Here is a 21,230-nt window from a genome sequence, read left to right as displayed (position 1 = left end):
ATGAACAAGATGTGGCTTGGCGGCGCCCTGGTGATCGTACTCGGAGCCGGGGTAATCGGGTTTACTCGGTTTGAACACGTATCAACGGCGTCAGCGTCAACTGGACCACAATCGGCGGCTGTACAACAGACAAGCCAACAGAGCAGTGCGACTGCGGTTGGATTGAGCGATCTCAGTTTTACCGATGTCAGTGGAAAAGTGATTTCTGTGAATCCGAATGATAAGACAGTCCTGCATTTTATGACCTCTTCCTGTTCAGACTGCTTGCCGACGGAAACGACATTGGCCAAATTTCAGAACACACAAGGAGTAAAGCTCGTCTCGATTGATGTAGAACCCCAGGCCGACAACGCCAGCACGATTGCCCAGTTTTCAAAGGTAGCGGGTAGTCATTGGCCTTATGTGTTGGAGACGAATTCATCCCTTCTCCAAAAGTTTCACGTGACGGAACTGGATACGGTGGTCGTGCTCTACCACAACAAGGTGATTTATGAAGGTGTTGTACCATCGGCAGCTCAACTCAAGAAGGTGCTTGCATGAATGCAGGGTTTGCAGTGGTTCTCGGTGCAGGTATGATGGCTGCTTTTAATCCGTGCGGAGTGGCGATGCTTCCGTCCTATATTGTTCATCTGATTGCAGGACGTGAACGGCGTGCCTGGGACGGCTTGTGGGCAGGACTCCTGATGACAGCCGGGTTCTTGCTCGTGTTCATGGTGGCGGGCGTCATTGCTGCAACCTTTGCAGCGGTACTGGGCAAAGCGGTGGCATGGATTGCGGAAGTCATCGGAGTAGCCTTTATTCTTCTGGGGATACTGATGTTGTTTGGCAAGCGTGGGGTCGCATTCCATGTTGGGGGTGACTGGAACCTTCAACAAGGGAGTAAGGGGTCTGTCTTTCTGTATGGGATTGCGTATGCGCTCGGTTCGCTCGGGTGTACGCTCCCGTTGTTCTCTGTGCTGGTGCTGTCGTCATTTCACAGCCAAGGATTTGCAGGCGGTGTGACTGACTTTGTACTCTATGCACTGGGCATGGGTTTTGTGGTGACCATCATCTCTCTAGCGTCCACGATATCACAGCAATTGGTTGGGCAGTGGGTCCGCAAGGGAGCTAGATGGATGGGGCGCTTCAGTGCGCTTATCACACTCGGGACGGGTATATATTTGGTAGTTTATTGGTTTCCCTATATTCGCTTGTATGCGGGATTTTGACGGAGGTGTTCCAAATGGTTGAACCAAGCAGCAAGAAACAAATTCAGCTCGTCGTAAACGGAATGACTTGTGATGACTGTGAAAGACACGTTTCCCGTGCGCTACAAAGTGTAGGAGCTGAAAATATATCGGCCAGTTTTCGCAGAAATGAGGCCACGTTCGAACTCGGAGACCTGAATCGACTGGATGCCGCCAAACAGGCGATTGTGGATACAGGGTATAAGCCTGGCGACGCTATCATCCTTAGTGATTCTAAGCCCAGCGTTCGACCTGAAATGGATGGGAACTTCGACTACGACTTACTTATTATCGGATCGGGCGGTTCAGCGTTCTCAGCCGCCATTGAAGCAACGTCATATGGTGCCAAAGTAGCCATGGTGGAGCGAGGTACTATCGGTGGAACATGCGTCAACATTGGCTGTGTTCCCTCCAAGAACATGCTTCGAGCGGGCGAAATCAATCATCTGGCAACACACAATCCGTTCCAGGGGCTCAATACATCTGCCGGACCAGTGGAATTGGCGAAACTTATCGACCGTAAAGATGAGTTGGTTGGAGAACTCCGCCAACATAAGTATGTTGACCTGATTGAAGAATACGGTTTTGACCTCATTCAAGGTGAAGCTCGTTTTGTCGATGAGGAGACCGTCGAAGTGGATGGACAAAAGATTACGGCTCGGAACTTCCTGATTTCAACCGGAGCATCACCGGCTGTTCCCAATATCCCAGGATTGAAGGATGTTGACTATCTGGTCAGCACAACGGCACTTGAGCTGAAGAATCTTCCTAAGCGTTTAGCAGTCATTGGTTCTGGATATATCGCTATGGAGCTTGGCCAGATGTTTCACAATCTCGGTGCGGAAGTTACCCTCATGCAACGGAGTGCTCGTGTACTGAAATCGTATGATCCGGAAGTGTCGGAAGCGGTCACCACGGCGTTGACAGAGCAGGGGATGAGCATCATCACCGGTGCGACATTCCATCGAGTCGAGCAGGACGGGGACATCAAACGGATTTATCTCACGGTGAATGGACAGGAGCGAGTTGTCGAAGCGGAAGCCTTGCTCGTTGCAACAGGTCGGAAACCGAATACTGCGGCGCTCAATCTGAATGCAGCAGGTGTAAAAACGGGTGACCGTGGGGAGGTTCTGGTGAATGACTATCTCCGCACAAGCAACCACCGCATCTATGCTGCAGGGGATGTGACCATGGGGCCACAATTCGTATACGTAGCAGCGTATGAGGGTGCAATTGTAGCCAAGAACGCTCTAGCTGGAAGCGAAGCAAAGGTCGATTTGACGGTTGTGCCTGGTGTGACCTTTACGAACCCCGCAATTGCCACGGTCGGTCTTACAGAGGAGCAGGCGAAATCCAGTGGATACGAGGTCTTGACTTCCGTGCTACCGCTTGAAGCAGTACCTCGAGCTTTAGTCAATCGAGAGACAACCGGCATATTCAAACTCGTAGCAGATGCAAAGACCCGGAAGATACTTGGGGCGCATGTGGTAGCTGAAAATGCTGGGGACGTGATCTATGCGGCTGTCTTAGCCGTCAAATTTGACCTAACCATAGAGGACATCAGATCGACGTTGGCTCCATATTTGACAATGACCGAAGGTTTGAAACTAGCGACGCTCACGTTTGACAAAGACGTTTCAAAACTTTCATGTTGTGCAGGATGACTTTGTATGTACATGTCGATCCGACGGTTATAGTGTTCTAACACCTATTAAAAGAGTTGATAGACACCATATGTAGTGCTAGAATAACAACACAACTTCATCAGTGAACATGGTGCCCACTCTTTTGTGGGTGAAAAGGGAATCCAGTGAAAGTCTGGAGCGGTCCTCGCCACGGTAAGGTACGATGCAAGACTCAGGTGTTCAAACACCGGCCACTCGATGCATTCGGGGAAGGTGAGTCTTTGCAAATGAGTCCAAGTCCGGAGACCTGCCATGTTTGCAAAAGCAAGTGTACCCACGAGGAGATGGGTAGGGCTTTGGAAACGATATGGTTTAGGTTCCCTCAGAATCTGTATTCGTGACTATGAGCACTCTGTCCCTCGATGGGCAGGGTGTTTTTTGCTGTCACGCATAGGGAGGGGTTTTACTGTGAGTATCAAAGAAAGCACTGTTTTGGAGAGGTCACGTCAAGTAGGTACAAGTCATGGGGATTGGTGGCTGTCATTTGAATCAGGTGATGTATTGCGGGTGCTTGAGTTTGCCTGCGACGGGTTGGATGGTTGTAACCCGAATAAATTGCTGACCATCGTGAATACCCAGGTGAGGGCAGGAATGTCGTCAGAGGAACTTATGAGGACGGTCACCCAAGCCACAGTGGAACAAACGTCGGTTGAAGAACCTAACTGGCAATATGCTGCGGCCCGACTTTTGCTGATGGATGTCTATCAACAGGCAAGTGGTCATCGAGGACAAAAAGACTCTGTTTATACCGGATTTCAGAAATTGATCGATGGGCTCGAGCAGATTGGCCGCTATGGAAAATATATTTTAGAGCGGTACTCCAAGGAAGAAATTGACGAACTTGAGCAGTACATAAAGCCGGAGCGGGACCTTCTCTTCAATTATGTAGGATTAAAGCAACTCATGGATCGCTACGTGATTCGAGGAGAGAACGGAGAGGTTCTTGAGTTGCCCCAAGAGTTGTTCATGGGTGTCGCCATGCATCTGGCAATGAATGAAACGGATAGGGTTGAGCGTGCAAAGCAGTTCTATGATGTGCTTTCAAAACTCGAAGCAACGGTTGCTACGCCAACCCTAAGCAATGCTCGCAAACCATTCCATCAGTTGAGTTCCTGTTTTATCGATATGCCGGAGGACGATCTCGTCAGTATCTACGAAACGGATAAGGCCTTTGCCCGTGTATCGAAGTTCGGCGGAGGGATGGGGATCTACGTTGGGAAGATTCGAGCACGAGGTTCAGCTATCAGAAACCACAAGGGAGCCAGTGGCGGAGTCATTCCATGGGTACGGAATTACAACAACACAGCGGTGAGTTGCAACCAACTCGGTGTGCGCAGCGGTGCCGTCGCTGTATATCTCGATGTTTGGCACAAGGACATTCAAGATTTCCTACAACTCAAGACGAACAATGGAGATGAGCGACTCAAGGCACACGATATCTTCCCAGGCGTGTGTATTCCTGATGAGTTTATGCGGCGTGTCGAGTCACGTGGCAGTTGGTATCTTTTCTGTCCTTATGAGGTAGAGAAAGCCATGGGATTCCGCTTGGAAGATGCATGGGGTGAAGAGTTCGAACGACGTTATCAAGCGTGCGTTGATAATTCTGAACTTGACCGAATCGAAATACCAGCGATTGAAATCATGAAGAGAATCCTCCAGTCCACCTTTGAGACTGGGACTCCATTTGTGTTTTTCCGTGATACGGCGAACCGGATGAATCCCAACAAACATGCAGGCATGATTTATTGCAGCAACCTTTGTACCGAAATTATGCAGAACATGAAGTCCATGCAGATGGCCGAAGAAGCTGATGAGGATGGCAACATTGTGGTTCGGTACAAACCCGGTGAATTCGTCGTGTGTAACCTCTCCTCACTCAACCTTGGTCGGTGCGAGTCTCGAGAGGATATTGAACGGATCGTGGGAACTCAAATTCGAGGCATGGACAACGTGATTGACTTGAACTACTACCCAGTAAAACAGGCTGAGGTGACCAACCGGCAATATCGTGCGATTGGACTCGGCATCAGTGGGTATCATCAATACTTGGCCCAACAAAAGATTGTCTGGGAGTCCGACGAGCATCTAAGTCACGTAGACGAGCTGTTTGAATGGATCAACTTCTTCGCTATCAAGGCTTCCATGGAACTGGCCAAAGAGAAGGGCGCTTATTCACTGTTTGAAGGATCCGATTGGCACACAGGGGCATACTTTGAACTTCGTGGTTACCACAGTCGCCCAAAAGGGCCGGATTGGGACTGGCTTCGACATGAGGTACAGAGGCACGGCTTACGGAATGCATACCTGTTTGCCATTGCTCCGACAAGTAGTACGAGCTTGATTGCCGGAAGTACGGCGGGCATCGATCCTGTATTTGCTCGATTCTTCATGGAGGAGAAAAAGAACGGGGTCGTTCCGCAGACGGCACCGAATCTCAACTCGGAGACATTTTGGTACTACAAAGAGGCGCATACCATCAATCAATCGTGGAGTATCCGAGCTGCGGCTGTCAGACAGCGGCACATTGACCAGTCACAATCATTCAATCTATATATTACGCCAGATATTCCAGTACGGGATTTCTTAAACCTGTATATGGAAGCATGGAAATCCGGGTTGAAAACCGTTTACTACGTACGGAACAAGTCACTTGAAGTTGAGGAATGTGTAGCTTGTTCTTCGTGAGTGGCGAAATTGGTGAAGTGAACCAATACGAAAGGATGGATTTCAGTGGAGCTGCAGAGAACAAAGCTGTTTAACGAAACTGGTGACCGGGATTGGGGGAACCGGCGGATCATTGGAGGCAATACAACCAACCTGATCGAACTGAATAACGTGAAATACGACTGGGCTTATCGCATGTATCGTGCGATGATGGGCAACTTCTGGATTCCGGAGGAAATCCCGCTCGCAGACGATGCACGGCAGTACGCAACACTCTCAGAGTATGAGCGCCGTAGCTTCAACAAGATTCTCTCGTTTCTGATCTTCTTGGACAGTATTCAGACCCACAACTTGCCGAACGTCAACGAATACATTACGGCGCCTGAAGTGAATCTGTGCCTGACGGTTCATGCCTTTCAAGAAGCAGTTCACTCTCAATCATATGGGTACATTTTAGATTCAGTTGTGAGTGCCGACGTGAGAGATGCGATTTACAACGAATGGCGCACGGATGAACATCTACTGAAACGGAATCAATTCATTACGGATCGATATGAGGAATTTATAAACGATCCGAGTGACGAAAACCTCGTAAAGACTGTGATGGCGAATTTCATCCTGGAGGGCGTGTACTTCTACTCAGGTTTCAGCTTCTTCTTTGCGCTTGGACGACAGGGAAAAATGCTGGGAACGGTATCCGAGATCAAATACATCCAACGAGATGAATTAACTCATCTGGCGCTCTTTCGGCAAATCTTCCATGAGATAGCAAGAGAAAACCCGCACTTGATGACGCCGAAACTTCTTGAGGAACTGCGGGAAATGATGGCTCAGGCGGTGGAGCACGAAATTACTTGGGGCCAGTACGTAACAGATGGGCAGATTCCCGGACTGACCAACGAAGTCATCGCAAGATACATTCAATATCTGGCAAATCTTCGGCTCAAGTCGCTGGACATGGCTCCACTGTTCCCGCATATTACGGAACACCCAATACCGTGGGTTGACCAGTTTGCGGCAATGAACTCGATGAAAACAGATTTCTTTGAACAGAAGGTGACCAACTACACCAAGTCAGCTAACTTGAAGTGGGATGATCTATAATCTGGAATACTGTCTGCCAATCATGCGTCATGACCCTTAGAGGAAAGCTGTCACACATGTTGTTTCTCTGTTCATGTCAGATTTCGGAAAGGCTTTTATGAACCGACTTAGCACAACATAGACCGATCCATTATAGGGTATGACCCCCACCGCCAAACAATACAGCCCTCCATGGCGGTGGGGTGTGCTCGTGTATCCGATGAATAATGGACTCTTATCCAGGTACGCAAGCACCCCTAACGGACATATCCTATGCATTGAAAATTCCAGAAGGGGTGCGAGTCATGGCAAAGTGTCCAGAGGTGGTTACGGGGAGTGTAGAGATTCCAGGGGAGGATTATATTTTAATCCAGGAAACGGTGGATCGAGGACGAAATCTTTGGAGGTTGGATCCCGTTCGTACTGCGCAAGTCGTTGGTAAGCTCTTTGGATTAGAGGAAACGGATAAGTATACACTGATACAGAGGTATTACGATCCAGGATCGGGTTTACAACACGCAACGGTTCGGGTGAAGCATGGTTCATGTACGTATATATTGGAGTTGTATCAACCAGTTAAACAGGGATCGAAGGGAATTTGGGTTCTTCAGAGTATTACTCCCTTGTAATATGCCGCTTCTCCGATAATGAACACTGGACTTATACACAGGATATCCACAAATATCGGTTGACAACTTTCTGCCTCTTGTGAAAATGGGCTGGATAGTCTGTTGATCCGGTTCTGATATACCAGCGATGAAAGCCGGTGAATTCGTGATCCATTTGCGTCGAAGGCATGCAAACTGCGGTGGGAGCCCCTTGAGTCTTCCGTTGCCATTGATTGATTTTTCATATACGATTCGGTCGCCCTCTCGTTGCGCTGCTGTATTCGAATGGTAATCGTCCCAGGAGCTCTATACACACCCTGTTGCGATGATCTGTGGACGGTTTTTCTGGCTTCGGCGTCTTGATACGTTCCGGTGTAGAAAATGCAATTATAGTGTGGATGTCTTTGGGTTAAAGTGGATATCTTTGTATGTCTGCAAAAAATCAAGTTGAACTTGAACCTGGACCGTGGTCTGAATGTGCGGGAAAGTTTCGCTCCACCATGTATCACCTTTCCACACTTTGGGCGAAAAACGATACAACTGTTGCCCCACTCCCAAAGAGTCTGAGTTCAATTGCTGGCACTGTTTGATGCTGGATTGAACCATCGTCTCAACTTCGGATTGGACTTGCTGGATCAATGCTTTTAGCTCCTTTTGATTGGTTGTCTTCACGCAAGTACCGCCTTCAATCCAACCGTTCAACCGGATGACGATTGTAGCTCGTGGTTGGCCATCTTTCCCCTTGGACGCACGGATCCGACTTTTCACAGACTTCACGTCAACAATGAATTGCCCTGGTTGCTCCTTTGAACAACGAAAAGTCAGGGGTGATTTAGGGAACTGATTTTCGATAAATTGCCACCCTACCGCTTGTTTCTGATTCAGTCCCCCAACAAACTTGTCTTCGGAGAAGACGGCGAAGCCTTCAATTGCAGGTGCAGACAGTGCCTTATCCCCTTCTCCGATCCATATCGCAAAGGGTTCAACTCCTGGAGTCACCAATCTTTGATGGAATCCCCCCAAGGTCGCTTGATATGGTCGAGTTAGGAGCAGCCTATTTTCAAAGAAGTTTGAGAGATATGTGGATGGAACAGAATCCAAGGACGGCGTATAGTGCAAGACATTTTCGGCCGGATTTTTCGATATAAAAAGCCACGTTTCTCTGGATGCCATACGGGCTTGCAACAGTGGAGTAACGTAAGCCATTACGCCATCTTGTGCCACGCATTGATTGACGACAAGCCCACGTACGTGCCCAAAGAAGAGTGTGCGGTCAATGCTGAGTTGAATTTTGCGGATTGCATCAATGACATCAACACCATTCCTGCTTACGACTACAGTATTTTCGTCTCCTGACCCCGTTGAAGCTTCAGGCGAGGAACCGAATTTTTGCGGACGGGCTATTTGTAAACTCACCGTCACGTTATGATCGCCTTGTTGACTTGGGTCGACTCCAATCATGAGCACAATGGCCCGCTTCTGTAGTTCAACCCCATCCCAACAACCTGGTAACAAAAAGATCAGGGCAACCGCAAGAACCAATTTGATAAAGCGATGACGGCTCACTTTTTGACATGCCTTTCTACAATCTGCAATCGTTGTTTGACGAGCATAACGGGCAAGGAACCAACGAGGATTACCTCCAAAGTTCTCATCATAGATTCGTAAACGTCACTTACAAATTCAAAGTTGCTTGGTATGAATACAAATGTCAGCATCGACACAACCACGAAGATTAGGGCAATCCGTTTTCTTGACGGTATGTACCGTGACAACACATGATAAGCTCCATATGCATAGAGGTTCACTGCCGACATAACCGCAACTGATACGGGCATCAGAAAAACTAAGTCGAGACGTTCCAACAGCGGCCCCGTCATTTTTTGAATTCGTACCGCCTCTAATACTGGGTAATGCAGTGTAGAAGCCTCGAACGACCCAAATGCAGTTAATACGACAAGTAGATTCAATGCATTCAATAACACGATACCGATACCAGCAAAGAGAACAGCCCGCATTGTCCCCTGATAAGACACTCTGAGTTGAATGAACAAGGGGATATAGACCATAAAAAGAATCAGCCCTTGTAACAAGTCCATGACTGCCTTCAGAGGATCGACAGTCCATAATGACGGAGGGGCGGTTATCGGCAGTAAGTTCCTAAAATCCGCACTTCGTAGGCTGATGAATAGTAACACCACAGCTAAAAAGAGAGCCGGAACAAGTAACACAGTTTGAAACCGGAATAGTGATTCGTAGCCTGCATAAAGAAGCTGAAGGGGCACTGATAATGCGAATAACACCAATGCAATCTTCGGTGTGTAAGGGAGCGTGGTATAATGAATCAAATCCAGACCAGTCAAGAACGCTTTGCTCGCCCCCAGGATGAGAAACCCAACCAAAATGAAATTAAGAACCCATCCCAATATACGACCGAAAAACGCATCAAACAACGTACATCCAATACATTCGTTGTTCGAAATATGCTTCGAAATGTACAGGATAATCAACCCTGTGGAGAATAACAGAATTGTATACAGAGAGAGCACTAGCCAGACTGCTGTATGGAACTTAGCAGTCCACTGGGGTATCCATTCCATTGTCCCTGTTCCCAGTAATGACTCAAACAATAAACCTGTCAGTACATTTGCATTCGCATTCCTGATCATTTAATCAGTCCTTCCTGACACGATATCTTGCTCTGCCCAGCCAACTACGAGGACTCAAGTAAGTGGCTGGTCGTAAGGTAGTCACCTGAACAGGAGGTCGAGCAAAAGTATCCTTCAGGTCTGGAAGCGACAGTTGTCCGAACGGCGTCAGATAGGGTACGCCGAATGATTTTAAGGTTGACAAGTGGGCCACAAAGATAAGTGCAAAGCCAAGAGTCCCGATGATGCCGAATAGGGATGTCGCAATCAGCATAGGGAACCGGATCATACGGGTCACCAAAGCCGCTTCGTAATTGGGAATGGCAAATGCCCCGAGAGCTGTCAAACCCACCGCAACAACCATGATAGGACTGACAATGCCGGCTTTAACTGCGATATCCCCGATGACCAGTCCACCTACAATGGTGTATGATTGTCCCATTTGTTGAGGCATTCGGTTTCCAGCTTCACGAACGAGTTCCACCATAACTTCCATCGTGATGGCTTCCATGACAATAGGAAGAGGGATTCCTTCTCGTGTCGCAGCTAATTGTAAAGTCATGTTTAGGGGCATTAACTCAGGATTAAACATTGTGAGTGCAATGTAAAATGAAGGAATGAATATAGACACAAAGAGGGCAATGAGTCTAATTGTTCGAAGTGCTGTTCCAGACCACCATCTTTGGGTATAGTCATCTGAGGTTTGGAAAAACGATATGAATACCGCAGGTGCTAACAATACAAATGGAGTTCCATCCACAAAAAAGGCGAGTCTTCCTTCTAACAATGCCGCCGCTACTTTGTCAGGGCGTTCAGTCGCCTGGATTTGCGGATACGGACTCCAGTGATTGTCTTCTATCCATTGTTCCAATATCCCAGCATCCAGTAAACCATCAATCTTGACTTGTCTGAGCCGATTTGTGGATTCTTGTACAAGATCGGCATTTGCCAAGTCACGAATATACGTCAACAATACGGTTGTCTTTGAACGCTCGCCGATAACAAATTTGTCGAAAGTCAAATCAGGGTTTTTCATCCTCGTACGAAGTAGAGATATGTTTGTATCGATAGACTCCGTAAAACCGTCACGGGGACCTCGGATTGCAACTTCAGTTGCTGGTTCTTCAGGCGTTCTTCGAGTTAATCCCTGAACCCCGATAACAAAATACTCGTTTGAAGAGCACAAAACTGCGTTATTATCGAAAAGCGCCTGTATGGCTTCAGCGACAGTTGAGGCTCTTTTGATGCTCGCCAAATTCAATGTGTCATTTAACCAAACCGATAAGTTTCGTATTCGCTTGATGGAGGTATGAGTAAGTGGCTTTAATAATCGGTCTTCAACTCGGGTCAAATCGACAATCGTTGAAATAAACACCACGTCCAATTTGGCATTCGGTACTGGTCTCACTACGACATCAAACGACGGATGAATACGGTGTAACAGCATGTGGGTCGTCTTGTGATATATAGTCAAAATCCCTACATCCTTTGTCACTCCAGCGTTTAACCGTAGGTTGCCCAAGAACTCAATGATAATGCAGGCAGGCTGTGACCTTTGGGGTGTGCAAGCCGACGCATAGGCTTTCAGACCACCATCTGTGAACGGTTGTTTTCGGAGGAAACGTCACCTTACGGCGATGAGCCTGAGATGTGCTTGTGTTTGCCAGATAACATGGCAGCGAGGCGTGCGCTTGGGTCCAACCACTTCAGGTATAGCATCGAAGCCGGATTAGGCGACAGCCATGAAACCTGCATGCAGTTAGGTATTCATACATTTCCGGGACTCATCGACCCGACATCTCTTGGAGGAGACAATCAACAGAAGAGTGTTGATGTAAACTCGCTGCCGTCTGCTTATCAAACGCTCGGTGATGCGGGACTCGACGATTGTAGGTTGGTCGACATAGCTAGAGTGGCCGTAGGGGATCCTTACGTGGGAGCTGTGACAGGATGTTTTGTGGTGTCGGAGATCACCCATTTATTGAATGGCGGACCATTGTTTTACATTATTCAAGGAGACCTACGTGATTTGGGAGATATCAAGTCTGTTGAACAACGTGGGCACCAACATTTTACAACTATGGCTATACAAATTGTCTAATTCCTTGATACCACAGGTCACGTGCTGAGGGAGTCGTGTAGCTGATGCATTTGGTATCTCGACAGGATGAACAGGAAATAACTGATCTCAGTTCAAACTGGGAGGCAGTTGCCAATGAGGAATACCGTCTTCACAGCCGGTAGGCTAGCGTTTGAAGACATGGGGCGGATACTGTAGAAACAAGGAGGTTTCAACAGCACGCGTGAGGTGTTAGGTACTCACAGGGAGGTAGTATATGCTCACTGTGAGTACCCTGAGTCAAATCGCTTGATTTGAAAAGCCTTATTTTCGGTACCTGATTTCAGTCGTGATTGACAGGTTTTTTAAGGGTGAAGCTTCGCCTCCACCATCCGAAATCCGGGCGAAGCACAGAAAAATGTGCTTCGCCTTTTGCATGTAAGGATCCGGCCCCAGAGGAGGGGACGGCCAGAAGAATACTTCAATCTGGCGGGAATCCGGATCAAAAATCATGTGTGAAACGAAAGCACGTATCATCTCACGGCGCTGCTTGTTGGTACCTGCTTGCATCACCTCAGAGAAGTTGTCGAGTAACCCCTGCAACTCTGTTTCGGTAATCGGGGCAATAGGCTGAACCTCAACGAGTAGCGCCTTCCGTTTTTGCTCAAGTCGTTCTTTCTCTGTCTCAGCAGCTTTGAATGCTTCAGCCAGTGTGACAGATGGCCCTGTCATCTGAAGCGTTCCGAGAAGGTTGTTCATCTTTCGCCGAACTTGGTCAATGGCCTTATCAAGTGATTTTAGCTCGTTTCCTCCGTGCATGTTCAGGTCTTGGATAATGTCGTTGACTCGTTCTAGCACCAGCGATACAAATTCGTGGCTCGAGTACCTTGCCATCACTTGCTGGATGATGTCACTCTCAAGAGTCTCTTTTGAGACTTTGACGACCGGACCGCAAATGCCATTTTTACCTTGGTTGGTCGCATGACTGCAGGCGTAGTAGCTCTTGCCTTTGGACTTTTGGTAGCTGACCATGTGTCCACCACAGCGAGCACAACGAAACATAATTTCTCCCTCGGCGTTCACCCCCGAGAACAGGTAAGGACTTGCATCTGTCCGTGGCGTGAAGGTTCGAGGCCCCCTTTGTGCTCCCAAAGCAGTAGCCAGCTCTACTTCCTCCATAGTTAGGATGGGAGGGTGAGCATTCTCAACTTTGACCCATTCTTCTTCGGGCTTAAATTTCCCCTTCTCTTCCCGAATGGTGTCATCCTTCTTGTTCTCCCTGTTCCAAATAGCGACCCCGGCTGCACCAAGAAGTCGGTCCCGGCGGAAAAGCTCGTGCATGGTTGATTTTGTCCACAGTCCGCCCTCTGGACTAGGGATGCCGTCTGCGTTCAATTCATCTCGAATCTCTTCATAGCTCATGTTCCGCCCGATACGCATGTCGACGACAATTCGGCGAAGGATTGCTGCGGAACTCTCGTCTATTTCCCAGATGCTGCGGAACTTTATCTTAGGGCCATGGTAATATTTCAAATGAACAATCTTGTACCCATACTGTGGGCGACCACCATTTTTTAACTGCCATCCAGTCTCGGCATCCCGTTGACGGAAGTTGGCGAGCATGCGACTGTGCGTCTTTTCAGCAATCCGCATGGATTCTGCTGCGGACAGACCCGTATTCACCTGTTGCATGATCATTCCGTCCGGCTTAGAAGCGTCGTATTTCTGTACTGCGTAATGGATGCGCACATTGCGGTTTTTGAGTTCTTGTCGAAGCCAACCTACGTGGTCCGGGTCCCGCCCTAACCGGTCAAATTGTTCGACCAATACATCCTTTACCTCAGGGTGATTATCCAGTTCACGCATTAACTGCGAAATACCGTCACGACCGTTAGAGTACCGAAAAGCGCTGTGTTCGTCAGAGAACCATCGGACAATTTCAAACCCTTCAGGTTCAAAACGTTCACGAATGGCCTTCTCTTGGGCGGCCATCGAGTTGCCCGTCTCATCTTCTTTACTTCTTCGCTTGTAGGCAAAAGCTGGGCGCCTGGCAGTGTACTTGAATCTACGCAATTCGTTTTGTGTCACTTATCTTCACCTCACGATTCGCAACCATCCACCGTTCAATCAGAGTGGCAGTCACATTCACTTGTTTGTCTACCAAACGTGGTGGACTACACTCAGTAGTCTTGAACTCGTAGCTAATTACTTCGTCTTTACGAGTAGTCTGCACAGGAACTCCTCCTCTCAAACCTCCTTGATTTTTTGCGAGATTCAACTTGAACAATGTTGCCAAGACTCTGCAAGTCTTTTAGTTGAATTCGCAATGTAATGTGTTACCGGGATATGTTGGCGGGTGAGTCGAGGGGTTACCAAGCCCCGGCTCACCCGATAGAAGCTTCACTTTCTTACGCAGCAATAGTGAATCCGAATCGCCAATCTATTAACCGGAGTGAGAAGTCCAATGGAACCTCTGCATGTCCAGTCATCACCCAGTGGACATGGGCATCTTGGATGAGCCAATAGGAAAGGACGGGAGATTTAGCTGCACTCTCTAGGAAAGTTTTTGTATACTTTCCGAGATAGATAGCAGCCCGAAGTCTTGCCGGCCTCTTTTTCGTGGATAGCAGCGCCTTTGATTTGGAATTTGTCTTCATCATTGTGACTCCCCCTGTTCAATTAAAATGAGTTTCGGACTGCATTTCCTGATGAGCCATGAACAAGTCAGTCCGCTTATTCCTCGGCGTAAATGATGTCCACACCAAAATCTTTGAGAAGATTCTCAATTACAGAGAGGTCTGCTAGAGACCGGGAAATGCGGGCATGGTCTGAGACCAGAATTGCTGAGACTGTGGGCGTGTCTTGAATGGCTTTGATGAGGTTGAGGAATCCAGGCCGCATCGTTGGTTCTGTCATTCCAGAACAACGGTCTTCAAATGCTTGTTCACAGATGAAGTCGAGCGTTGTGGCTTGTTCTTGCAACGATCTCACTTGGGATTGGAGCTGAAGCTGGTTCGCATGTGCAGAGCGGACATAGATGAATGCTTCGTTTTGAGGCTGGAGATTTTTGTTGAGAGTTGGATTGGTTTGTGTACTGTTTGACATTTGGCATTTCCCCTTTCAGATGTGGAGTCCTTGCTCCTGAACTGCACTGTATCCAAGTTGGTGAAGATAAGTCCAGATTTACGATTTCGGTCCCATAGCCTCGATTGCGGTAAGCCGTTCCTTCCTGCGCATCCATGCTTCTTTTGCTCGTGCGGAACGCTTCGCTCGTTCAAGCTCTTGAAGGCCCTCATAGGCTTTTTGTAGGACCGTTTCGACAAATTGTTGGCCGAAGTCGTAGCGGTTTTGAACGGTGTCTTGTGACATTTGGCATTGCCCCCTTCCGTGGTTTGGATGTTGTTGCTTCTGTGAAGCACCTTACCTGGCCTGATGTCCTATTGTCCAAATTTACGATTTCGGGTTTCGGAGTTGGCCGGTGAACGACGGGAACCTCAGACGTCAAGTGCGTTGCTTACGGGGATACCGTACAAGGTTGCTACGAGATAAGTCCAAATTTACAGCGAGGGAATTTGAAATGAAGGTATCGGACTTGCAATTACGAGGAAAGGTCCGCTGAAATAACCTCAAATGTGAATGGGAGGTGGGGGCATGAGCATCAAACAAACAGAAATCGATTGGGAGAATTTATATGAGGCTGCTCGGAGGTTGGGAGTGTCTGAGTTCGTGTTGAACCAATTCCAATTGATTAATCCATACGGTGAGGAGGTGATAAAACATGATGCAGATTCTCGAGAAGCTCAAGATGCCAGGCAGTGACATTGATGTAATCGTCGTGCCCCGACATGACGGATGCATGCAGTTATCGCTTCATCTGGACATGTGTGAAGAGGACCAAGTGTTTGAAAAAGACCAGAAACAGGTCTAGTAAAGTAAAGTTCCGGGAATTCTAGTAGAGATACTAGACTTCCTGGAGGGATACATCGTGAATGAAATTCGTGTAGTACGCATTGAGTATGAAAATGATCTTGCTCCAGCCGATGAATGGATACGGCGGCTCGTAGAACATCTCTTATCTGTAAAACTTGAGCTTGCCCCAAAAGATGTTGCACACTTCCTCATGAGCACCAGGCTTCAAGATGGCGCTCCAATATCGAGTGAGGAGGTGTGAATCATGAATTTGGACGGTGGCACGTATTACGCATTTTATGTAAGGGTGAGTACAGATGCGCAAGATGAAAGGATGCAACATGCTGCCGCAGAGCCTATTTTGCGACAAGTACCACGTGACCGACTGCTTGTTTTTGTCGACCACGGAGTTTCCGCAGCGAAGGTCCCGATGTCCAAACGGCCAGAGCTACAGCGCATGCTTACTCTCATTCGCAGCGGACAGATCGGAACATTGATCTGTTATGAGCGTGATCGACTTGCCCGAGATCCCTATGAATATGTGGAGATTGCGAAGCTGCTCATATCTCGAAAGGTGGAAGTAGTCTTCACAGCCGCCTCGGCTAGAGCGTTTGAAGGAAATCTGTTGGTTGAAGGCATTTCTGCCATCGCCGCTGGAGCCGAGGCACAGGCGATTCAAAGGCGAGTATCGGACGCAGTAAAGGAATATCCAGCACAGCTCTTTGGATATAAGCGAATCCGGGGGGACGACGGATATGTTCGTTACTTTAGGGACCCCAGGCATGCTGATGCGATAACTGAGATGTTTGGCGATATTTCATCTGTACGGAGCTTCGAAGAATTTATGGCGAGATTTGAAAGTCTGCGCAGGATTCTCCGCCGTACTGAGGCACAGGCGCTAAAGATGCTTCAGAACCCATTTTACGCCGGACATGTTCGACGCTATGGGACATACCACTCGCTTCCACACGTTGAACCCATCATATCCTTGGAGACATTCACCGCCGTTCAGGAAAAGATGACTGACCTCGCAGAATGGACAGGTCGAGCGCTAGACCAGGTTGTCGAAGGAATTATTCATCCAATTTGCGGTTTGTGTGGATCAGCAATGGCGCAGAAATCATCCGTGGGCCATGAGCCACGCTACGAATGCCGAAGGGGAGGTCACCGAGCGAACATTATTGATCTTGCATGGCTCGATGAGGTTGTCCTGGAGCAAATATCAACACGAGTTGCGGAACTTAATGTCGACGCACTGAGGCAGACCTGCAGCGGGTTTATTCGGAGGCATATTCGCAAGCTTGAATCCGAAAGATTCAGGGTGATAGAGGAATGCCATGAAAAGTCCTTGGCATTTGCAAGAAGATTCTCACCAGGGTTCGATAATAAGTTGGTTGAACATGCACTGCGAGAGATTGAGTCCCTTGAAGTGCAAAGTGCCTCTCTGTCCGAAAAAATCCAACAGCTTCAAGCAGGTTATTCTCTGGACATCACAGGCCTTATGGACCTGGTGCAACACGCTTTGTCGACTCGCATGCAGGACAAGGGGGCAGTTCGATCCCTCGCCTCAATGTTATTTCGTCAAGTTCTCGTCTTTCCAGATCGAATTGAACTGTTGGCATACTACAGTCTATTTTTGAACGGAGGTGAAGACCATGGAGCTACGGCGTAAGGGTGTTGGTTATTTGCGTCGGTCGAGTAATCGACAGCTACAGAATCATTCGCTGGACATTCAGCGCTCTCAAATCCTAAGGTGCGCTGATAGGAATGCATTCGAGATTACCGACTGGTTTATCGATGACGCTGTGAGTGCATATCGTAAACCAGCCCTGAAACGGGATGCAATGCGGGCACTTCTGTCCACCGTGTTGGATCAGGATGAGGTATGCGGAGTCTTCTTTTACGACGAAAGTCGCATCAGCAGGCAAATGTCTGACTTTGTTTTGGAGGTATTCAATCCCATTAAGGAGCGTAAGCCCCAATGTGAATTCTTTAACGCAACAACAGGAACCCTGTGGGATCCAAAGGAACCGGTTGTTCAGGCACAACTCCTGATGGCACAAAATGACTCTGCCATGAAATCCACACGTGCGCTTGACGCACAAACGATGTTGCTGTGTGATCCACGAGGTCCCCGAAGACCGGGGGCACCTGCGCCATACGGGTATCGATGGGCAGATGGTGCTCTGGTACCTAGCGAAACTGCTAGCTTGGCGCTATTCATTTTCCACATCGCCTCGTGGGGGTATTCAGATGCTCAGATTGCCAGCATGCTGACTCAAGCTGGCGTCCCTTCCCCAAAATCGGGAGACTGGGGGGCAAGTACAATTGATGTCATGCTGAACAACCCTGTGTATTGCGGTGACATCGCATGGAACCGGCGAAAAGGATACTCGAACAGTTCTCGCAAGTCGGTAGGACAATACGATTTGTTTCAGGGACAGGTTGATGCTATTGTTCCTCGACCGCTATGGGATATTGTTCACGAACTTCGTACTGTCAAGAAGGAAACGGGGATGAAATTTAACACGCCAAATTTACTTCAAGGACTGGCGTGTTGCAAGAAGTGTGGAGATGGGTTGCAAGTCAAAGACAGTACGCCCGCCCGCTCTCCAAAACGCTACGTTCACTACGTCTGTCCATCATGTGGACAAAAAGTCGAAACTACCAAGCTCGATGAGGTGGTTTTGGACCAGATTGGCCGAGAATGGCCTGGACACTTCAACGCATTCAAAAACGAGGCACGAAACACCCTCCTCCGCTGGAAGAAGGAGCTTGTTGACGTTCAACGGCAAGCGAAAGCTGAGCTAGAGGAAGCACGATATCAGCGGGCTACGTTATCACCCTCAGCCCCGCATGCTGAGCAATGGCAAAAGATTATCTCTCTACGGGAGACTGTCGCAACGGAGAAACTCCAGAGCGCAATATCCCTTCTGGAGAAGGTGGCGGTACTTGAGCAACCTGTCACGTTTGACGCTTGGATTCAGAGGTTGCTGGAGCCGGACTGGGTAAGTCTGTTAGGCTCCACTGAGCGACGAACTTTTGGCTTCTTCATCATTCAACGTGTTGAAGTGGAATTCACGGCTGTGACGAAAGTGTCAATTTGCTTCCGTTTGTCACCGTTTGTGACCCTTCAGGAGAGTATTGGGCGCTTAACCGAATTTAGCGCTGATACAGTGGGTGAAAAACCGAAAGAGCCACAGGGAGCTTGAGATGGTCTTCACAGCAAAGCCATAAAATCCCGCAGTAGTGCGCCGTTTTTCCGAATTTCATTCGGTTTTTGACACGTCGAGGGATCCCTAGACGGGTGCTTTGCCGAAGGTACAAACCAAGTGATGGGTAAAAAACCGAATACGGCGAGGAACGTTTTAGAGGGAATGCAATGTACCGAAGAAACGCAAAATGCGTTTCTTCTACATCCACCGTTTGTTCAGGCCGCCGACCGCCCAATAGGCAATGGTTCAGCTCTCAGAATACGGTGGTAGCTGTGCGGGTAAAAGCGCTTCAGTTCCTCGACTGTGAAGACTGTGCAGAGCAATCTGAACCATAATGAGGAATCCCATTCGTCGTCCTTTTTCAAAGTGACGAGTGCAGTCTGGAGACTGTTTGGTTTAGGAGAATCTGCGAACCGGTACATTGTCGTTCGGGATGGAACAATCCCGCTGGCCGAATGATAGTAGTTTTTTACGACGACAATAACTCCTTTTTGCTTGAGTGCTTTCATTGCCTTGTCCAGAGTGCTTTTGGCAAGTTTTGTTCTCTTCCTTGTCTCCTCGTACCCTAGAAAGAATTGCTCTCCCACACACGCCATACGAAACCACGCATACACAAGAACTTGCTGTTCCGCTAGAACTGGGGATTGGGCTCTTATCCAGTGAACGGTTGCAGCCGTAATCTTGATCACTCGGGGTGTACCAGCCGTCAGGGGATGGGTCCAAACGTATTTTGCCACTCGTTTTACATCTGCAAGGTGTTCGATCCAAGATGTGCCGATGTTCTCCCGATGCTCTTCATACTGCCCTCGGGACCATTCCGTCAAAGCCTCTACTAGCTCGTCCAGAGAGTCTGGACACAATCCAGGAGTATTGCGCAAATACGCTGCCACACGAACGAGTGTGTCATGTCTGGTTCCTGGTTCTACGATGCCAACTTTGTATGCCTGCTCAGTTGCATCTTTGCCCCATATCAATTTCGACAGGATCGTATTCTCTCGTTTCCTGTCCATCAAGTCCTGGTCTTCGATTTCCCAGAGTAGCTCTGGCGCATCTGGGATGATTTCCAGTAGATATTGATACGGATTTTCAAGGGCTTCCAGGGTGAAAGGATCGAGAAAGCCGCAGAACCGTTCTGTGCGCCAGTTGATGCTTAGGGGTAGCTTATTTCCTCTCTGCAGCGGCAGGCACTCAATTTTGAGTCCTCGGCGCATTTGGGGACCCAGTGGATGTTGCAAGATGGCTTGATACAAATTCATCGCTGCTTTGATGGAGATCCTAGTTTGAAAGAAGACAGTTACGTGGTAGCCCTTCCGTCCACTTAGGATGACGTGCGGATGAAGGTTCCATCGTCGAAGAAGTGTGGTGACAGAGACCGTCGCTGTCCGAGCTCCTTCTTCGTGATCCCAGGTTGTATCGTCCGCCAGTGGCTTGGCGTCAATATCCCATGTGACGAAATGTGTCTTGTACTGGTTTCTAGCGAAGACTCCTACGGTGCATTTCAGCAACAGATGATCCCGTAAGACGCTTGCGCAAAGACGGTTCGGTACGAAGGCTGGATTATCCGACGAGACTTGGTGCCATGAGGCATATCGGGGGAAGAGTGGTTTGTCCATTACTAGCCACTTTCCTTTATGCGGTTGATACAATTCGAGCAATTTTGTCACACAGGCACTGAGCAGGTCCTTTCCTCCGTATAGGCGCTCATAAGTTTCCATCAATGTTTCGTCCCGACTTAGCCACGTGTCAGTAACATCATCCGTGAGTGGCTTCGTTGTTCCCGTCGTTGTTCCCGTAGGCTTATTCTTTGGTCGATACCACTTCAATTTCTTCTTTGAGCGCAGATATTCACCATGCGTTTTGATATGACCTGGAGTAATCCGATTGAACTCACGATCACAGAGAGCACACTGGACTGGGTGTCCCTTCAATAGAGTAATCATCTTGTCTTGCGCTTGTTCAACTGTCATCGATTCTTTGTACATGTCAACACCCCCTTTTTGATTGGGGGCGAGCGTACAGGGTCTTTGTGGCAAGATACAAGTGCTTCACGAAAAAGTTTGAACAGCTCTGTGAAGGAATAGGGGTAATAAAGAACAGAACGTAAAAGTCTCATAGGTTGCAAGTTGCCGGGCT

20 protein-coding genes and 1 riboswitch are annotated in these 21,230 nt (G+C 48.4%); of the genes, 11 read left to right on the top strand and 9 right to left on the bottom strand.

Going from position 1 to position 21,230, the window contains the following annotated elements:
* From AN477_RS10765 to AN477_RS10740, 6 genes are all read left to right on the top strand, one after another.
* Complete coding sequence (locus AN477_RS10765) at nucleotides 1–540, top strand: TlpA family protein disulfide reductase (RefSeq protein ID WP_054969160.1); 540 nt, start codon at nucleotides 1–3, stop codon at nucleotides 538–540.
* The gene (locus AN477_RS10760; protein WP_054969159.1) at nucleotides 537–1,208 is read left to right on the top strand and encodes a cytochrome c biogenesis CcdA family protein; all 672 of its coding nucleotides are present in this window, start codon (nucleotides 537–539) and stop codon (nucleotides 1,206–1,208) included. Before AN477_RS10765 ends, AN477_RS10760 begins: the two co-directional genes overlap by 4 nt.
* 14 nt (nucleotides 1,209–1,222) lie before the next feature.
* Entirely contained in the window at nucleotides 1,223–2,890 is a 1,668-nt protein-coding gene (gene merA / locus AN477_RS10755; protein WP_054969158.1) for a mercury(II) reductase, read from the top strand.
* 93 nt (nucleotides 2,891–2,983) lie between these two features.
* A riboswitch (cobalamin riboswitch) is annotated at nucleotides 2,984–3,180 on the top strand.
* 208 nt (nucleotides 3,181–3,388) lie between these two features.
* Nucleotides 3,389–5,596, top strand: coding sequence for a ribonucleoside-diphosphate reductase subunit alpha (locus AN477_RS10750; protein ID WP_054969175.1), 2,208 nt, complete (start codon nucleotides 3,389–3,391; stop codon nucleotides 5,594–5,596).
* A gap of 45 nt (nucleotides 5,597–5,641) precedes the next feature.
* A complete protein-coding gene (locus AN477_RS10745; RefSeq protein WP_054969157.1) occupies nucleotides 5,642–6,679 on the top strand; it encodes a ribonucleotide-diphosphate reductase subunit beta in 1,038 nt (345 codons plus the stop codon).
* Nucleotides 6,680–6,963: 284 nt separating this feature from the next.
* Nucleotides 6,964–7,287, top strand: a complete 324-nt coding sequence (locus AN477_RS10740; protein WP_054969156.1) for a hypothetical protein — start codon at nucleotides 6,964–6,966, stop codon at nucleotides 7,285–7,287.
* Nucleotides 7,288–7,653: 366 nt separating this feature from the next.
* Here the strand turns inward: AN477_RS10740 and AN477_RS10735 are convergent, their stop codons facing one another.
* From AN477_RS10735 to AN477_RS10725, 3 genes are read right to left on the bottom strand one after another with little or no spacing between them, the layout of a single operon-like run.
* A complete protein-coding gene (locus AN477_RS10735) occupies nucleotides 7,654–8,832 on the bottom strand; it encodes a Ger(x)C family spore germination protein (RefSeq protein ID WP_054969155.1) in 1,179 nt (392 codons plus the stop codon).
* Nucleotides 8,829–9,935, bottom strand: a complete 1,107-nt coding sequence (locus AN477_RS10730) for a GerAB/ArcD/ProY family transporter (RefSeq protein WP_054969154.1) — start codon at nucleotides 9,933–9,935, stop codon at nucleotides 8,829–8,831. The genes AN477_RS10735 and AN477_RS10730 overlap by 4 nt, the downstream gene beginning before the upstream one ends.
* Nucleotides 9,936–9,939: 4 nt before the next feature.
* The gene (locus AN477_RS10725) at nucleotides 9,940–11,388 is read right to left on the bottom strand and encodes a spore germination protein (protein ID WP_054969153.1); all 1,449 of its coding nucleotides are present in this window, start codon (nucleotides 11,386–11,388) and stop codon (nucleotides 9,940–9,942) included.
* A gap of 186 nt (nucleotides 11,389–11,574) precedes the next feature.
* On the opposite strand from AN477_RS10725, the gene AN477_RS10720 reads away from it, so the two are divergent.
* Nucleotides 11,575–12,015, top strand: a complete 441-nt coding sequence (locus tag AN477_RS10720; protein WP_157061907.1) for a hypothetical protein — start codon at nucleotides 11,575–11,577, stop codon at nucleotides 12,013–12,015.
* Nucleotides 12,016–12,297: 282 nt separating this feature from the next.
* On the opposite strand, the gene AN477_RS10715 is transcribed toward AN477_RS10720, so the two are convergent.
* From AN477_RS10715 to AN477_RS10700, 5 genes are all read right to left on the bottom strand, one after another.
* Complete coding sequence (locus AN477_RS10715) at nucleotides 12,298–14,061, bottom strand: recombinase family protein (protein ID WP_054969151.1); 1,764 nt, start codon at nucleotides 14,059–14,061, stop codon at nucleotides 12,298–12,300.
* The gene (locus tag AN477_RS24470; RefSeq protein WP_157061906.1) at nucleotides 14,039–14,206 is read right to left on the bottom strand and encodes a hypothetical protein; all 168 of its coding nucleotides are present in this window, start codon (nucleotides 14,204–14,206) and stop codon (nucleotides 14,039–14,041) included. Before AN477_RS24470 ends, AN477_RS10715 begins: the two co-directional genes overlap by 23 nt.
* Before the next feature lie 175 nt (nucleotides 14,207–14,381).
* Nucleotides 14,382–14,633, bottom strand: a complete 252-nt coding sequence (locus tag AN477_RS10710; protein ID WP_054969150.1) for a hypothetical protein — start codon at nucleotides 14,631–14,633, stop codon at nucleotides 14,382–14,384.
* Between the two features lie 73 nt (nucleotides 14,634–14,706).
* The gene (locus AN477_RS10705; RefSeq protein ID WP_054969149.1) at nucleotides 14,707–15,078 is read right to left on the bottom strand and encodes a recombinase family protein; all 372 of its coding nucleotides are present in this window, start codon (nucleotides 15,076–15,078) and stop codon (nucleotides 14,707–14,709) included.
* 78 nt (nucleotides 15,079–15,156) lie between these two features.
* Nucleotides 15,157–15,342 carry a hypothetical protein gene (locus AN477_RS10700; protein WP_054969148.1) on the bottom strand — a complete coding sequence of 62 codons (186 nt, stop codon included), beginning with the start codon at nucleotides 15,340–15,342 and terminating at the stop codon, nucleotides 15,157–15,159.
* Nucleotides 15,343–15,751: 409 nt separating this feature from the next.
* On the opposite strand from AN477_RS10700, the gene AN477_RS24465 reads away from it, so the two are divergent.
* The 4 genes from AN477_RS24465 to AN477_RS10685 are packed head-to-tail and all read left to right on the top strand — an operon-like array spanning nucleotide 15,752 to nucleotide 19,094.
* The gene (locus tag AN477_RS24465) at nucleotides 15,752–15,901 is read left to right on the top strand and encodes a hypothetical protein (RefSeq protein WP_157061905.1); all 150 of its coding nucleotides are present in this window, start codon (nucleotides 15,752–15,754) and stop codon (nucleotides 15,899–15,901) included.
* 57 nt (nucleotides 15,902–15,958) lie between these two features.
* Nucleotides 15,959–16,144: a hypothetical protein gene (locus AN477_RS10695; protein WP_054969147.1), complete on the top strand. Its 186-nt coding sequence runs from the start codon at nucleotides 15,959–15,961 to the stop codon at nucleotides 16,142–16,144.
* Nucleotides 16,145–16,147: 3 nt separating this feature from the next.
* Nucleotides 16,148–17,554, top strand: coding sequence for a recombinase family protein (locus tag AN477_RS10690; protein WP_054969146.1), 1,407 nt, complete (start codon nucleotides 16,148–16,150; stop codon nucleotides 17,552–17,554).
* Nucleotides 17,538–19,094 carry a recombinase family protein gene (locus AN477_RS10685; RefSeq protein ID WP_054969145.1) on the top strand — a complete coding sequence of 519 codons (1,557 nt, stop codon included), beginning with the start codon at nucleotides 17,538–17,540 and terminating at the stop codon, nucleotides 19,092–19,094. The genes AN477_RS10690 and AN477_RS10685 overlap by 17 nt, the downstream gene beginning before the upstream one ends.
* A 218-nt stretch (nucleotides 19,095–19,312) precedes the next feature.
* Here the strand turns inward: AN477_RS10685 and AN477_RS10680 are convergent, their stop codons facing one another.
* Nucleotides 19,313–21,079: a TOTE conflict system archaeo-eukaryotic primase domain-containing protein gene (locus AN477_RS10680; protein ID WP_054969144.1), complete on the bottom strand. Its 1,767-nt coding sequence runs from the start codon at nucleotides 21,077–21,079 to the stop codon at nucleotides 19,313–19,315.
* Nucleotides 21,080–21,230 lie beyond the last annotated feature (151 nt).

The sequence above is a fragment of the Paenalicyclobacillus ferrooxydans genome (genome assembly GCF_001399675.1).
GTDB lineage: Bacteria > Bacillota > Bacilli > Alicyclobacillales > Alicyclobacillaceae > Alicyclobacillus_B > Alicyclobacillus_B ferrooxydans.
Note: the sequence above shows the minus strand (reverse complement) of the source record. Positions and strands in the feature narration are given on the sequence as shown.

Coding starts and splice junctions, on each gene's coding strand:
- AN477_RS10705 (WP_054969149.1), bottom strand. CDS start 15,078: ATGTCAAACAGTACACAAACCAATCCAACTCTCAACAAAAATCTCCAG.
- merA (WP_054969158.1), top strand. CDS start 1,223: ATGGTTGAACCAAGCAGCAAGAAACAAATTCAGCTCGTCGTAAACGGA.
- AN477_RS24465 (WP_157061905.1), top strand. CDS start 15,752: ATGATGCAGATTCTCGAGAAGCTCAAGATGCCAGGCAGTGACATTGAT.
- AN477_RS10740 (WP_054969156.1), top strand. CDS start 6,964: ATGGCAAAGTGTCCAGAGGTGGTTACGGGGAGTGTAGAGATTCCAGGG.
- AN477_RS10690 (WP_054969146.1), top strand. CDS start 16,148: ATGAATTTGGACGGTGGCACGTATTACGCATTTTATGTAAGGGTGAGT.
- AN477_RS10680 (WP_054969144.1), bottom strand. CDS start 21,079: ATGTACAAAGAATCGATGACAGTTGAACAAGCGCAAGACAAGATGATT.
- AN477_RS10700 (WP_054969148.1), bottom strand. CDS start 15,342: ATGTCACAAGACACCGTTCAAAACCGCTACGACTTCGGCCAACAATTT.
- AN477_RS10730 (WP_054969154.1), bottom strand. CDS start 9,935: ATGATCAGGAATGCGAATGCAAATGTACTGACAGGTTTATTGTTTGAG.
- AN477_RS10685 (WP_054969145.1), top strand. CDS start 17,538: ATGGAGCTACGGCGTAAGGGTGTTGGTTATTTGCGTCGGTCGAGTAAT.
- AN477_RS10760 (WP_054969159.1), top strand. CDS start 537: ATGAATGCAGGGTTTGCAGTGGTTCTCGGTGCAGGTATGATGGCTGCT.
- AN477_RS10765 (WP_054969160.1), top strand. CDS start 1: ATGAACAAGATGTGGCTTGGCGGCGCCCTGGTGATCGTACTCGGAGCC.
- AN477_RS10710 (WP_054969150.1), bottom strand. CDS start 14,633: ATGATGAAGACAAATTCCAAATCAAAGGCGCTGCTATCCACGAAAAAG.